The 14,312-nt window shown below is 37.7% G+C and carries 12 protein-coding genes; 11 read left to right on the plus strand and 1 reads right to left on the minus strand.

Annotated elements, in window-relative coordinates; all coding sequences use genetic code 11:
- Position 1: 1 nt before the first annotated feature.
- The 6 genes from I6G50_RS00620 (at position 2) to sufB (ending at position 6,544) form a co-directional block, all read left to right on the plus strand.
- On the plus strand, positions 2-1,258 hold the full coding sequence (locus tag I6G50_RS00620) for an MraY family glycosyltransferase (RefSeq protein ID WP_081165118.1): 1,257 nt from the start codon (positions 2-4) through the stop codon (positions 1,256-1,258).
- A gap of 76 nt (positions 1,259-1,334) precedes the next feature.
- Positions 1,335-2,105, plus strand: coding sequence for a Fe-S cluster assembly ATPase SufC (sufC, locus tag I6G50_RS00625; RefSeq protein ID WP_003135091.1), 771 nt, complete (start codon positions 1,335-1,337; stop codon positions 2,103-2,105).
- Positions 2,106-2,176: 71 nt separating this feature from the next.
- Positions 2,177-3,433, plus strand: a complete 1,257-nt coding sequence (gene sufD / locus I6G50_RS00630; protein WP_197909390.1) for a Fe-S cluster assembly protein SufD — start codon at positions 2,177-2,179, stop codon at positions 3,431-3,433.
- Positions 3,433-4,644, plus strand: a complete 1,212-nt coding sequence (locus I6G50_RS00635) for a cysteine desulfurase (protein ID WP_197908866.1) — start codon at positions 3,433-3,435, stop codon at positions 4,642-4,644. Before sufD ends, I6G50_RS00635 begins: the two co-directional genes overlap by 1 nt.
- Positions 4,645-4,666: 22 nt before the next feature.
- On the plus strand, positions 4,667-5,122 hold the full coding sequence (gene sufU, locus I6G50_RS00640; RefSeq protein ID WP_003135086.1) for a Fe-S cluster assembly sulfur transfer protein SufU: 456 nt from the start codon (positions 4,667-4,669) through the stop codon (positions 5,120-5,122).
- A gap of 24 nt (positions 5,123-5,146) precedes the next feature.
- Entirely contained in the window at positions 5,147-6,544 is a 1,398-nt protein-coding gene (sufB, locus tag I6G50_RS00645; protein ID WP_003135084.1) for a Fe-S cluster assembly protein SufB, read from the plus strand.
- A 219-nt stretch (positions 6,545-6,763) separates the two neighbouring features.
- Here the strand turns inward: sufB and I6G50_RS00650 are convergent, their stop codons facing one another.
- Entirely contained in the window at positions 6,764-7,105 is a 342-nt protein-coding gene (locus I6G50_RS00650; RefSeq protein WP_197908867.1) for an MmcQ/YjbR family DNA-binding protein, read from the minus strand.
- A gap of 251 nt (positions 7,106-7,356) precedes the next feature.
- On the opposite strand from I6G50_RS00650, the gene I6G50_RS00655 reads away from it, so the two are divergent.
- From I6G50_RS00655 to I6G50_RS00675, 5 genes are all read left to right on the plus strand, one after another.
- Positions 7,357-8,913: an ABC-F family ATP-binding cassette domain-containing protein gene (locus I6G50_RS00655; RefSeq protein WP_003135082.1), complete on the plus strand. Its 1,557-nt coding sequence runs from the start codon at positions 7,357-7,359 to the stop codon at positions 8,911-8,913.
- Between the two features lie 184 nt (positions 8,914-9,097).
- Positions 9,098-10,273 carry an SLC13 family permease gene (locus I6G50_RS00660; RefSeq protein ID WP_003135080.1) on the plus strand — a complete coding sequence of 392 codons (1,176 nt, stop codon included), beginning with the start codon at positions 9,098-9,100 and terminating at the stop codon, positions 10,271-10,273.
- A gap of 82 nt (positions 10,274-10,355) precedes the next feature.
- On the plus strand, positions 10,356-10,997 hold the full coding sequence (locus I6G50_RS00665) for a helix-hairpin-helix domain-containing protein (RefSeq protein ID WP_197908868.1): 642 nt from the start codon (positions 10,356-10,358) through the stop codon (positions 10,995-10,997).
- A 15-nt stretch (positions 10,998-11,012) separates the two neighbouring features.
- Positions 11,013-13,223, plus strand: a complete 2,211-nt coding sequence (locus I6G50_RS00670) for a DNA internalization-related competence protein ComEC/Rec2 (RefSeq protein WP_197908869.1) — start codon at positions 11,013-11,015, stop codon at positions 13,221-13,223.
- A 157-nt stretch (positions 13,224-13,380) separates the two neighbouring features.
- The gene (locus I6G50_RS00675; RefSeq protein WP_197908870.1) at positions 13,381-14,157 is read left to right on the plus strand and encodes an alpha/beta hydrolase; all 777 of its coding nucleotides are present in this window, start codon (positions 13,381-13,383) and stop codon (positions 14,155-14,157) included.
- The last annotated feature ends 155 nt before the right edge of the window (positions 14,158-14,312 follow it).

Here is a 14,312-nt window from a genome sequence, read left to right on the forward strand (position 1 = left end):
TATGTTAAATACTATAAAAGAAATACCGATTGCGGAAATCCCTTTTACTGTTAAGTTCTTTATTGTTCTCTTTATAACTTTTGGGATGTCTTTGATATTTACTCCCTTGATGACATTTGTTTCTCGTCGTATTGGAGCAGTAGACAAGCCAAATAAACGGCGGATAAATACGAAAGTAATGCCTTCAGCAGGTGGTTTGGCAATTTTCTTATCCTTTGCCATTGCCACTCTGTTTATTTTACCGATGATTGTCTATCCACAACTTCCTTTCCTGAGTCCAGGCCAAATGTCTAAGGAAATTCGGCCACAGCTGATTACTTATATGAGCTATATTTTACCTTTTATAGTAGCTGGAGGAATCGTGGTTTTGACTGGTCTTATTGATGACATTAAGGAACTTTCTCCAAGGATGAAGATGTTAGGCCTGCTGGTGGCAGCATCGATTACTTGGTTCTTTACACATGCTCGCTTTGACAATCTCAAAATTCCTTTTGGTGGTCCTTTTCTAGAATTTCCAGCTTGGCTATCCTTTATTTTTACTGTATTTTGGATTGTATCGATTACCAATGCCGTAAACTTGATTGATGGACTCGATGGATTAGCGAGTGGCGTTTCCGTTATTTCCTTATCAACAATGGGCGTTGTCTCTTACTTTTTCTTACCCAGTCCAAATGTATTTTTACCCATTACTATTTTTACTTTAGTGGCTGCAATCATGGGCTTTTTCCCTTATAATTATCATCCAGCAATCATCTATCTCGGAGATACAGGGGCTTTATTTTTAGGATTTATGATTTCAGTTGCTTCCTTGCAGGGTTTAAAAAATGCAACTGCTGTGGCAGTGTTGACACCTATTTTAATTTTAGGTGTGCCTTTGACCGATACTATCGTAGCTATGGTTCGGAGAAAATTAAACAAACAAAGTATTTCCAGTGCGGATAAGATGCATTTACATCACCGCTTAATGTCGATTGGTTTTACCCACCGTGGTGCGGTGTTGGTTATTTATGGAATAGCCGGGATTTTTGCCTTCATTTCGCTAATTTTACAAGTTTCAAGTCGCGTGGGGGGTATCTTTTTAATCATTGCCTTAATCCTTGGACTTGGACTTTTCATCGACATGGTAGGTATACTCGGAAAAAATCGTCAACCTTTCCTGAATGTATTGCGTTTTATTGGCAGTTCCGAATATCGCGAACAAGTTATTAATAAGAAACAACCCAAAAAATATAAACATGATAAAACAGAACGAAAATAGCTTTTCGGCTGTTTTTTTTGTTATAATGTAGCATGAAGTGTAAAAGATATTTTACTTATGAATTAAAGGAGTTAGAATGGCAACTTTAGAAATTAAAAATCTTCATGTTAGCATTGAAGACAAAGAAATCCTCAAAGGTGTAGACCTCACTATTAATACAAATGAAGTTCATGCAATTATGGGCCCAAATGGTACAGGTAAATCAACCCTTTCAGCAGCAATTATGGGTAACCCAAGCTACACTGTCACAGAAGGCGAAATTCTTTTTGATGGAGAGAATGTACTTGAGTTGGAAGTTGATGAACGAGCACGTCTGGGACTTTTCCTTGCGATGCAATACCCCTCAGAAATTCCAGGAATTACAAATGCTGAGTTTATGCGTGCAGCAATCAACGCGAAACGCGCAGAAGATGACAAAATTTCTGTTATGGACTTCATCAAAAAATTAGATAAAAATATGGAATTGCTCAATATGAAAGAAGAGATGGCGGAGCGTTACCTCAATGAAGGCTTTTCTGGTGGAGAGAAAAAACGTAATGAAATTCTGCAACTTTTGATGTTAGAACCAACCTTCGCTATTTTAGATGAAATTGATTCTGGTCTTGACATTGATGCGCTTAAAGTTGTATCAAAAGGTGTAAATGCTATGCGTGGAGATAGTTTTGGTGCTCTTATCATCACTCACTATCAACGCTTACTTGATTACATCACGCCAGATGTGGTTCATATCATGATGGAAGGCCGTGTTGTAATGACTGGCGGAGCTGAACTTGCCAAACGCCTTGAAAAAGAAGGATATGCCAAAATCTCAGAAGAGTTAGGTATTGCCTACAAGGAAGAAGCATAAGCTAAGCCGTTGGGAGGTGGTCCAAAGTGAAAAACTTTAGGACACCACACATCATCATGGAGAAAAATCAAATGAATGAAAAAATAAAAAATTTCTCGCTCATGCATGCTGAACCAGCTTGGCTAACAGAATTACGCCAAACTGCTTTTGAAGCTATGTCTGATTTGGCTATGCCAAATATTGAGCGTGTAAAATTCAACCGTTGGAATCTTGATAATATTGAAATAGGAGATTCAGAGCCGAGTGGAAATGTTCCAAGCTTTACAGAATTACCGAATCATCCCCTTCTCGTTCAAGTGGGCAGTCAAAATGTGATGGAGCAAATGCGTCCCGACTTGGCTGAAAAAGGTGTTGTTTTTACAGATTTTGCAACTGCTTTGGAAGAAATCCCCGAAGTAGTTCAAGCTTATTTTGGCAAAGCTGTAAGTTATGAAGAAGACCGACTGGCAGCAAGTAATGTAGCAAGTTTTAATTCTGGTGCCGTTTTATATATTCCAGATAATGTTGAAATAGATGTACCTGTAGAGTCAACCTTTTATCAAGATTCAGAGTCTGACTTGCCTTTCAATAAGCACATCCTCATCATTGCGGGTCGTAACAGTAAACTCAATTATTTGGAGCGTTTGGAAAGTATTGGTAACGGAAATACTAAAGTTACAGGTAATATTTCTGTTGAGGTGATTGCTCTTGAAGGGGCGCAAGTAAAATTTGCTGCCATTGACCTTTTAGGCGAGCATGTTACAGCTTATATCAGCCGTCGTGGAAATTTAGCAAATAATGCAACTATCGACTGGTCTATCGGAACAATGAATGATGGGAATGTCATCTGCGACTTTGATAGCGACCTGAGAGGTGACGGAAGTCACTCGCAAATTAAGGTTGTAGGCCTTTCGATGGGCAAACAAATTCAAGGGATTGATACACGTGTTACTAACTTTGGCCGTAACTCTGTTGGACATATCTTACAACACGGAGTTATTCTTGACCGTGGAACGTTGACTTTCAATGGGATAGGCCAAATCGTGCGTGGAGCAAAAGGTGCAGACGCCCAGCAAGAGAGTCGTGTATTGATGCTTTCAGACCGTGCACGTAGTGATGCGAATCCCATCTTACTTATTGAAGAAAATGATGTTACTGCAGGACATGCGGCTTCTATCGGACAAGTTGATCCTGAAGATATGTATTATCTGATGAGCCGTGGACTTGATGAAACAACAGCCAAACGTCTCGTTATTCGAGGCTTCCTTGGTGCAGTGGTTACTGAGATCCCCATCAAAGCTGTTCGTGACGAATTTATCTCAATTATTGAGAGAAAGTTGGCAATCTAATGCTTGACTTAAAAAAAGACTTTAAAATCCTTAATCAAAAGGTTAATGATGAACCTTTAGTATATTTAGACAATGCAGCGACAACCCAGAAGCCGCAGCAAGTTCTTGAAGTATTGTCAGCTTATTATGAGCACGACAATGCGAACGTTCATCGTGGCGTCCATACACTAGCAGAACGCGCAACAGCTGATTATGAAGCTGCTCGTGCGAAAGTACGCCGATTCATTAATGCCTCATCTGTTAAAGAAGTGCTCTTTACCCGTGGGACAACTACCAGTTTGAACTGGGTGGCTAAGTTTGCGGAAGATGTCTTAGAGGCTGGCGATGAGATTATTATTTCTGTGGCTGAGCATCATTCTAATTTTGTCCCTTGGCAGCAAGTCGCGGAGAAAACGGGAGCACTGCTGAAGATTGTTTATCTGAAAGATGGAGCTTTAGATCTTGAAGATTTAAAAGAAAAGCTGACAGAGAAGACAAAGTTTGTAAGCTTAACACATGCTTCAAACGTTTTAGGCTCAATTGCACCGATTAAAGAAATAGCTGATGTAGTACATCAGTATGGCGCTTATCTCATCGTCGATGGTGCGCAATCTGTACCTCATATGAAGATTGATGTTCAGGACTTGGGTGTTGATTTCTTTGCTTTTTCTGGTCACAAAATGTGTGGGCCAACAGGAATAGGTGTGCTCTATGGCAAGGAAGAACTGCTTAATCAGATGAACCCCATCGAGTTTGGTGGAGAGATGATTGACTTTGTTTATGAGAGTCATTCCACATGGACAGAGCTGCCTTGGAAATTCGAAGCAGGGACACCAAACATTGCAGGAGCTATTGCTTTAGGAGCGGCTATTGACTATCTTGAAGAGATTGGCATGGATAATATCCATCGTTATGAGCAAGAGTTGGTTGCTTATGTTATGCCTAAGCTAAAAGCTATTGAGGGTTTGGAGGTTTACGGGCCAGAAGACATAGCAGAACGTAGTGGTGTAATTGCTTTTAATATTAAAGGTTTACATCCTCATGATTTGGCTACGGCATTAGATATGGAGGGCGTGGCAGTTCGCGCAGGCCATCATTGTGCGCAACCTTTGCTCAACTATCTTGGTCAATCATCAACAGCCCGCGCAAGCTTTTATATTTATAATACGAAAGCAGACTGTGATAAACTTGTTGATGCTCTTTTGAAGACCAAAGAATTTTTCGGAGTATGATAAAAGAAAAGAGAAAAAGATAATGGCACTTTCAAAATTAGATAATTTATACCGTGCAGTAATTCTTGATCATTCTTCTGCACCACGACATGCGGGAGAGCTGAAACAGGCTTGTGTAATTGATATGAATAATCCAACCTGTGGTGACGTCATTCGATTAACCGTTGATTTTACAGAGGATAAGATTTCAGATATTGCATTTAGCGGGCACGGTTGTACCATTTCGACAGCTTCAGCTTCAATGATGACCGAAGCTGTGATTGGTAAAACAAAAGAAGAAGCCTTAGAACTTGCTGCTATTTTTTCACAAATGGTGACAGGTCACACAGATTCAGCACAAGAGCGATTAGGAGATGGGCAGTTTCTTGCAGGCGTTTCGAAATTTCCGCAACGCGTGAAATGTTCAACTTTAGCTTGGAATGCCTTGAAAAAAGCAATTGAGGCTGATGGTACTGCTACAGTATCGGAATCTCATTAGAATGCAAATAAAGAGAGGAAAATAATGACAGAAGAAGTTCCAGTATTAGAAGAATATAAATTTGGCTTTCATGATAATGCCGAATTAGTCATGTCTACAGGAACAGGTTTGACAGAAGAAGTTATTCGTACGATGTCAGCCGCAAAAGAAGAGCCAGAATGGATGCTGGATTTCCGTCTCAAATCCTTCGAGGCCTTCAAAAAATTAGACCTCCCAGAATGGGGACCTGATTTATCAGACATTGATTTTGATGATGTGGTTTACTATCAAAAACCGACAGATAAACCTGCGCGTACTTGGGATGACGTTCCTGATGAAATCAAAGAAACATTTGAAAAAATTGGTATTCCAGAAGCAGAACGTGCTTATTTGGCAGGTGCTTCGGCTCAATATGAGTCAGAAGTCGTCTATCACAATATGAAGGAAGAGTTTACTAAGCTTGGTATTGTTTTTACAGATACGGATTCTGCATTGAAAGAGTATCCAGAACTGTTTAAAAAATACTTTGCTAAACTCGTGCCGCCAACAGATAATAAACTGGCCGCTCTGAATTCAGCAGTTTGGTCTGGCGGAAGCTTTGTTTACGTGCCAAAGGGCGTAAAATGTGAGATTCCTATTCAAGCTTATTTCCGTATCAATAACGAAAAGTCTGGCCAGTTTGAGCGCACTTTAATTATTGTTGATGAAGGTGCATCAATCCAATACGTCGAAGGCTGTACCGCTCCAACTTATTCCTCAGCCAGCTTACATGCTGCTGTGGTAGAAATCTTCTGTGAAGAAGGCGGTTATATGCGTTACTCAACCATCCAAAACTGGTCAGATAATGTGTATAACTTGGTAACTAAGCGTGCCAAAGCAGAAGCAAATGCAACAGTTGAGTGGATCGATGGCAATCTTGGTTCACGTGTTTCGATGAAATATCCAGCCGTATATTTAGATGGCCCTGGTGCGCGCGGGACAATGCTCTCTGTAGCATTTGCCAATGCTAACCAAGAGCAAGATACAGGTGCTAAAATGATTCATAATGCACCTAACACAAGCTCGTCAATCATTTCGAAATCCATCTCTAAATCTGGTGGTGCAGTAAACTATCGAGGTCAAGTGACTTTCAATAAAAACTCAGCACATTCTAAATCACATATTGAGTGTGACACCATCATTATGGATGATATCTCAAAATCAGATACAATCCCATTTAATGAAATTCATAACTCTCAAGTTGCTTTAGAACATGAAGCCAAAGTCTCTAAAATTTCGGAAGAGCAACTGTATTATCTGATGAGTCGTGGCTTAACTGAAAAAGAAGCAACTGACATGATCGTCATGGGCTTTATCGAACCCTTCACGAAAGAGTTACCAATGGAATATGCTGTCGAGCTTAATCGCTTGATTTCCTACAGTATGGAAGGTTCAATCGGGTAGTTGTTTCTGGGTGCCTTTATGATTAGCTTTACAGACATTAATATTTATTTTAAAAACGTAAAGGGACACTAAAGGAGCATAAAAATAAAAAACACCAAATACAATGCTACTAACAAATGTGATATGAATAAAAAGTGCCCCCTTTAGATATGAGGGCACTTTTTATATAGTTTAGTAATAACCAACTTCGTCGACCAAAAATTTTAAACAAAACTATTTTTATTTTTGAGTGAGTGTGTCACTTTCTTTAATCATTTGAAGCAAGCCCTCGTGACTAAGGCTTGTGGAGTTCACGCTGACGGTATTCCAGTGCGTTTTATTCATGTGATACCCGGGATAGACTCCCGAAAGACGCCTAACTTCCTCGCCATGTTCTGGGAGGAGCTTTAAATCGATCAATAACTGATCATCTTTCTCAAAGATTAAAGCAATAATTTTTTTATTTGTTTTTTGTCTAATTGTCGTCCATAGAATTTTCTCACTGTTATTATTGTTAAAGGGATACTCCTCATAGGAATTTGTCGATTTTAGGACTAAATCAATTAATTCTTGTCGTGTCATGTGAATTCCTTTCAGTGTTTGAATTTATTATAACATGACGTATCTTCCTTTACTAAACACCAATTGCAATAATCCTGACTATTAGAGGCCAATTTTTAATGTGGTGGATGAGAGAATAAATAAATTAAACAGATAAAGTCTATAGTAATCTCGAAATTTTCATAAGATAGGAAAACTGCAAAGACTCAACTTTCTACTTTTAACTTTTTGTGTTAAACTATTAAACAGTATGTAAAAGAAAGAGCTGTAATATGAGTATTATCAACGTAAAAAATTTATCGCATGGTTTTGGTGAGCGTGTTATATTTGAAAATGTATCCTTCCGTCTGCTCAAAGGTGAGCATGTGGGTCTTGTTGGCGCAAATGGTGAAGGTAAATCCACCTTCATGAATATTGTCACAGGAGCCCTGCAACCAGACGAAGGAAAAGTTGAGTGGTCGAAAAAAGTGCGTGTTGGTTATCTGGATCAACATGCTGTTTTGCAAAAAGGTCAAACGATTCGTGATGTCCTTTCGAGTGCTTTTCAGTATCTGTTTGATATTGAGTCAGAAATCAACGCCCTCTATCTGAAAATGGGTGATGTAACACCTGAGGAAATGGATCAACTTTTGGAAGAAGTTGGCGAATTACAAGATATCTTAGAACAAAGTGATTTTTATCAAATCAACTCCAAGGTTGAAGAAATAGGGCGCGGCCTTGGGTTGCACGAGATTGGTTTTGAACGTGATGTTGAAGATCTTTCTGGTGGTCAACGAACCAAAGTACTCCTGGCTAAACTATTGTTAACCAAACCAGAAATTCTCATGCTAGATGAACCAACCAACTATCTGGATGAAGAACATATTGCTTGGTTAAAGCAGTATCTTTTGGACTATGAAAATGCGTTTATCTTGATTTCCCATGATATTCCTTTCTTGAGTTCTGTTATCAATATCATTTATCATATGGAAAATGGTTCGCTCGACCGTTATGTTGGTAACTATGAAGCTTTCCAATCTGTGTATGAGATGAAGAAAAAACAAGAGTTAGCGGCTTACAAACGTCAACAATCAGAAATCGCAGATCTTAAAGATTTTGTTGCGCGAAATAAAGCGCGTGTAGCTACGCGAAATATGGCAATGTCACGTCAGAAGAAACTTGATAAGATGGATATGATTGAGCTCAGTGCTGAGCGTCCTAAACCACAATTTGATTTCAAAAAAGGTCCAACATCAAGCAAGCTAATCTTTGAAACCAAAGACTTAGTCATTGGCTATACTGAACCTTTGTCGCGTCCGCTTAATCTACGTGCAGAACGTGGCCAAAAGATTGTCTTTACAGGTGCCAATGGGATTGGGAAAACAACTCTGCTCCGTAGTATTCTTGGAGAAATACAAGCACTTGATGGAGAAGTTCAACGTGGTGAAAAACTCGAGATTGGCTATTTTGAGCAAGAAGTAAAAGGTGATAATGGTAAAACCTGTCTTGAGGAAATCTGGGATACATTTCCTGCGATGAATCAAGCTGAAGTTCGCGCAGCTTTGGCCCGTTGTGGGTTAACCAAAAAACATATTGAAAGCAAAGTCGCGGTTCTTAGTGGGGGTGAAAAAGCAAAGGTACGCTTGTGCAAATTAATGAATTCAGAAAGCAACGTCCTTGTTTTAGATGAACCAACTAATCACTTAGATGTGGATGCTAAGGATGAGCTAAAACGTGCTCTACAAGACTACAAGGGAACAATTCTACTAATCTCTCATGAGCCAGAATTTTATCAAGATGTAGCGACCGAAACTTGGAACTGTGAGTCATGGACAACAAAAGTACTGTAAAAAGTACTTTTTTATTTTAAAGAGGATAAATGCCTGTCTAATGCGGTTTTACGAACTATATATAACATATATTTTTGCTCTTTCAAAAAAAAATCAATTTTTTATAATATTTTTCGTAAATTCTGCGAAAAAAGTTGTATAATTGTAGGAGTGCGTAATTAATCAGTTTTTTTAAGGAGACAACATGGAACAGCAAATCACAAGAAAGCCGGACAATGCTTTCAAAAAGTTGACCCATTTTTTTATTGTCGATAAGGTCTTTCTTGTATCATTTATTATCGCAGTCGTTTCAGTAGGCTTAGGTGGCATTCGAACAGAATTTTTTGATTATAAAGTTATTGTGACTGTTTTTGGACTCATGCTGGTTATTTCTGGTTTTCGTTCCACAGGCATTTTGTCTTACATGGGTCAAACATTAGTTAAAAGAAGTAAAACAACGCGTCAGCTTGTACGATTCACCACAATGCTGGCCTTCTTTTTTGCCGTATTTTTTACAAATGATCTGACTATCTTGACAATTCTGCCTCTTTATTTGACGATTACACGGGAAATAAAGAACCGTAAATCTGTTTATATCGGTGCAGCTATGATTGTTCCTGCTTGCCATACGGGGTCAAGTCTTCTTCCGCAAGGAAATCCCCATAATCTTTACTTATACTCTTTCTACCAAAATCCTATGCATCATTTGGGTCAGTCATTGACAAATCTAGAGTTTTTTAAAGGTACAGGTTTACTGTGGATTGCTGGTTTTTTACTTTTAAACTTAGCCTGTCAGTTTATAGATAATGAGCCTTTAGTGATTGAGACTAAAGTGAATAAGTTTAATCGGCTCGAAACTTCTATTTTTATTGCTTTGATGGTATTGATGGCAGCAGCTGTATTCGGTTATGTAAACTTCTATTTGGCCGTAGCTATTGTAGCTATTATTGTTCTGTTTTATCGTCCCCAGTTGTTTAATGATGTCGATTATCATTTGCTTTTCACCTTTGTGTTTTTCTTTTTGATTGTCGGAAATATTGCCAATATCCAAGTCTTAACTGATTTTATTAGCAATACCTTTGTTGGGCCACAGATGTCATTTTTAGGGACAGTCTTTATGAGTCAAATTATTTCTAATATTGCCTCACCTATTTTGATTTCGCCTTTCACACCTCATGCTGTTTCTGTAGTTATTGGGGCAGACATTGGAGGTATTGGAACCATGGTAGCTTCGATGGCTACTTTAATTGCTTATAAAATTATCCGGGTTCAAGCTCGAGGTGAAACTGCTGGTTTTGTAAAATATTTTGCCTTAGTCAATGCTGGCTTTCTAGCTGTGCTAGTATTCGTCGGTTTACTTATTGTGACCTTTGGTATATAAATAAAAAAGCTGAGCCTGATCAGCTTTTTTTGTTTCTGAAAACATGTAGTGAAAAGCTATGTGTTTTTTCGTGTTATAGGTCATGGACAAAATAACAGAATATATCAGAAAAAATCTAAAAGTTATTGTGGGTATTGCTTTATCTCTCGCTGCACTAGGGGTTTTTTATCTGAGCAGGCAAGAAAAGAAAGATAATCAAGGGAATTTTGAGGCGATAGAATGGTCTGCATCCGATAAAAAGAAAACAAACAACAATTCTCAGGAAGAAAAAGCAACTGAGGATACTATTTTTGTAGATGTTAAAGGAGCAGTGAAAAAACCAGGTATTTATAAGCTTTCAAGCAAGCACCGAGTCTCGGACGCAATAGTTCATGCAGGAGGTTTTGCTGATAATGCAGAAAGAAAGGCTATTAACCTTGCTAAAAAGTTGCAAGATGAAGCAGAAGTCTATGTACCAATACAGGGAGAAGCTGACACAAGCAAGTTGTTGGAAAGTAATTCTCATGGAGGTGAACAGCAAGAAAAAGCAAAAGTGAATATCAATACAGCAGACTTAACAGAACTTCAGCAGCTGAGTGGTATTGGCGCTAAAAGAGCGCAGGATATTATTGATTATCGAACAGAAAAAGGAAACTTTCAGTCAGTGGATGACCTGATAAAAGTCAGTGGATTTGGTGCTAAAACTTTAGAAAAGTTAAAAGAAGCTATAACTGTAGATGAGTAGAAAGTTAGGTATGGTATGAATCAAAAATTTCCTCTTATTTATTTGATTTATCTGTTAACTTTTTTATATTTTCTTGTTTTTAGTTTTTCTTGGGCTTTGTTAATGATAACTATGGCGAGTATAGCCCTCGTTTTTTATCGTAAATATTATTCTCTCCTTATTGTTTTAGCTTGCTTTACTGTCTTTTTTTATATGGTTAAGCAAATAGAGGAAGTAAAGGAAAACAAGCAAGTAGAGAAAATATCTACAATTAAACCTTATATAGACACACTTGAAGTCAATGGTAGCCGTTTAAGTTTTAGAGGAAGAACAGATGGACAAGATTATCAGCTTTTTTATAATTTCAAGAATAAAGAAGAACAAGATTTTTTTAAAAAGCTAGACTATAATCTTATCATTTACTTTCAGGGTGGATTGGAGGAGGCAGAGGGACAAAGTAATTTTTCGGGCTTTAATTATAAGCAATATATGAAAAATCAAGGGATTTATAGACTTATCCAGATTGAAGATATTCAGGGGTATAAGCGTTTATCCGGCTTTGATTTACGACTTTATCGCAGAAAAGCTATTCTCTGGGCACAAGCACATTTCCCCACACCTATGTCTTCTTATATGACGGGCTTACTTTTTGGCTGGTTAGATAAGGATTTTGAAGAGATGGGAGATATTTATACAAGTTTAGGTATTATTCATCTTTTTGCCCTTTCAGGAATGCAGGTTAATTTTTTTATTGCACTCCTTCGTAAGCTACTACTCAGATTAGGTATACTGCAAGAGACTCTCATTTTTATCCAAATACCTTTTTCCATTTTCTATGCTTTTATGACAGGTTTATCGGTATCAATTTTACGGGCCCTTTTACAAAAAAATATTCCGATGAAAAGGACAATGGATAAATTTTCTGTTACCTTTCTTCTTTTACTCTTGTTTATGCCCCAATTTTTACTGACAACTGGGGGCCAGCTAACCATGCTTTACTCCTTTTTATTATCTTTTCTTTCAGGAAAGTTTAGCCATCTAAAGGGGATAAAAAAGACAGTAATGGAATCCACAGTCTTATCAGTAGGTGTTTTACCTCTTTTAATTTTTCATTTTCATAGTTTTCAACCTCTATCTATTTTTTTAACCCTGTTTTTCAGTTTAATTTTCGATTTTTTGTTACTGCCAGGCTTACTTCTAGTTTTTATCCTTTCATTTTTGGGGTTTGATTTTGCTTTTCTCAACAACTTTTTTCTACATTTAGAAGAAATTATAAAAGTTGTGAACAGTCTTTTTCAGTATCCACTTGTATTAGGAAAACCAGAATTTATCTTTTTAGTTGTCCTTTTCATATGTAGCGGACTTTTCATTGACTTTTATAGAAAAAAAGTGTGGAATACAATCATCGCACTAATTCTGCTTCTTTTATTTTTTATTGTGAAAAATCCTCGACAAGCAAGTATCACCATGATAGATGTTGGCCAAGGAGACAGCATACTGCTACAAGACAAATGGAGCCGTCGTAATATTTTAATCGACACGGGAGGAAAACTAAGATGGGCTTCAGATGAAAGCTGGAAACTTACTTCATATAAAAGTAATGCTGAGAGAACACTGATTCCTTATCTTAAGTCACGTGGAATTGGTACAATAGATTCATTGATTTTGACACATCCCGATGAAGACCATGTCGGTGATTTAGAGATTCTAGCTCAAAAGTTGAAGATAAAGCATATTTATATTTCTCAATCATCTTTAGAAAAAAAGAGCTTCGCTAAAAGATTAACCAAGTTAAAAAGTCAGATTCACATTGTTAAGACAGGAGATAAGTTGCCTATTTTTGATAGCCAGCTTTACTTTTTATCCGCAGGACTTGAAGGAGAAGGTAGCAACAATAACTCATTAGTGACCTATGGTACTTTTTACAAGACGAAATTTTTATTTACAGGAGATCTGGAAGAGGAGGGGGAGCAATATTTGCAAAGAAACTACCCACACCTGCAGGCAGATGTATTGAAAGTTGGACACCATGGAAGTAAGAGCTCCTCAAAGCCTGAGTTTTTACAAACACTTAATCCTAAAATTGCCCTCATTTCTGTGGGGAAGAATAATCGATACAAGCATCCTAGTCAGGAGACTTTGGATAACTTGTCTTCGGAAAAAATTAAAGTTTATCGTACTGATCAACAAGGGGCAATTCGCTTAATTCAAGAAAATAATGTTTGGAAAATCCAAACGGTTAAATAATTCTGAGTGTAAAAGAAGATTGTTTCAAGTTATATGACAACAGCCTTTCTTTTTGATTGAATAGCAATGAGATTAAAGAGATATGTAATAATTCTTATGTTATAATAGTAGAAAACGTTTACTTCTGTATATAAAAGTAAACGAGATTGGAGGAAAAATGGCTATTATAAATATTGAATACTACTCTGAAGTACTTGGAATGAATCGCAAATTTAATGTGATTTATCCCGAAGCGAGTAAAACTGGGGAAGAAGTTGGGACTGATATTCCAGTACTTTATCTGCTTCACGGTATGTCTGGAAATGAAGATTCATGGCTGATACGGACTGGACTCGATCGGATGATTCGTCATACGCGCCTAGCTGTTGTCATGCCTTCGACTGATTTAGGTTTTTATACCAACACCCATTATGGCATGAAGTATTTTGATGCAATTGCTAAGGAGTTGCCAGATGTCCTTCATAACTTCTTCCCAAATTTGAGTACCAAGCGCGAGAAAAACTTTATCGCGGGGTTATCAATGGGAGGATATGGAGCCTTCAAGTTAGCGCTAGCAACAGACAAGTTTAGTTATGCAGCAAGTCTGTCAGGAGCGTTAGATATGACCGATTTGAAAGAGCAAAGTGCAGAGCATGCTGAGTACTGGCAGGGGTTATTTGGAAATATAGATCAGTTTAATGATACAGAAAACAGTATTCTTTATTTAGCTGAGCACCATTCCGGCTCTAAGCCAAAACTTTATAGTTGGTGCGGTGAACAAGATTATCTTATTTCGGGAAATAATCATGCGGCACAAGTACTTGAAAAGGAAGGCTTTGATCTGACATATAAAAATACCCCCGGTAAACACGAATGGTATTATTGGACCAAACAAATAGAAGAGGTCCTTAAATGGCTTCCTATAACTTATAAACAAGAGGAACGTCTTAGCTAAAACACTCTCAAACTTAAACCAATCCTAAAGAAAACGTTTGCTTGAAAAAGCCCGAACAATTTCAGAAAAAATGTATGAGAAACTTGGGTTAAGTTTTGACAAACGGTTTGAATAGGACTATAATTTCATAGTAATAAAAATTTGCGAAAATCGCA

Source organism: Lactococcus garvieae, assembly GCF_016027715.1.
Lineage (GTDB): Bacteria > Bacillota > Bacilli > Lactobacillales > Streptococcaceae > Lactococcus > Lactococcus garvieae_A.

Excerpts from the sequence above, each read along its gene's own strand:
- I6G50_RS00620 (WP_081165118.1), top strand. The coding sequence starts at position 2 with ATGTTAAATACTATAAAAGAAATACCGATTGCGGAAATCCCTTTTACT.
- sufC (WP_003135091.1), top strand. The coding sequence starts at position 1,335 with ATGGCAACTTTAGAAATTAAAAATCTTCATGTTAGCATTGAAGACAAA.
- sufD (WP_197909390.1), top strand. The coding sequence starts at position 2,177 with ATGAATGAAAAAATAAAAAATTTCTCGCTCATGCATGCTGAACCAGCT.
- I6G50_RS00635 (WP_197908866.1), top strand. The coding sequence starts at position 3,433 with ATGCTTGACTTAAAAAAAGACTTTAAAATCCTTAATCAAAAGGTTAAT.
- sufU (WP_003135086.1), top strand. The coding sequence starts at position 4,667 with ATGGCACTTTCAAAATTAGATAATTTATACCGTGCAGTAATTCTTGAT.
- sufB (WP_003135084.1), top strand. The coding sequence starts at position 5,147 with ATGACAGAAGAAGTTCCAGTATTAGAAGAATATAAATTTGGCTTTCAT.
- I6G50_RS00650 (WP_197908867.1), bottom strand. The coding sequence starts at position 7,105 with ATGACACGACAAGAATTAATTGATTTAGTCCTAAAATCGACAAATTCC.
- I6G50_RS00655 (WP_003135082.1), top strand. The coding sequence starts at position 7,357 with ATGAGTATTATCAACGTAAAAAATTTATCGCATGGTTTTGGTGAGCGT.
- I6G50_RS00660 (WP_003135080.1), top strand. The coding sequence starts at position 9,098 with ATGGAACAGCAAATCACAAGAAAGCCGGACAATGCTTTCAAAAAGTTG.
- I6G50_RS00665 (WP_197908868.1), top strand. The coding sequence starts at position 10,356 with ATGGACAAAATAACAGAATATATCAGAAAAAATCTAAAAGTTATTGTG.
- I6G50_RS00670 (WP_197908869.1), top strand. The coding sequence starts at position 11,013 with ATGAATCAAAAATTTCCTCTTATTTATTTGATTTATCTGTTAACTTTT.
- I6G50_RS00675 (WP_197908870.1), top strand. The coding sequence starts at position 13,381 with ATGGCTATTATAAATATTGAATACTACTCTGAAGTACTTGGAATGAAT.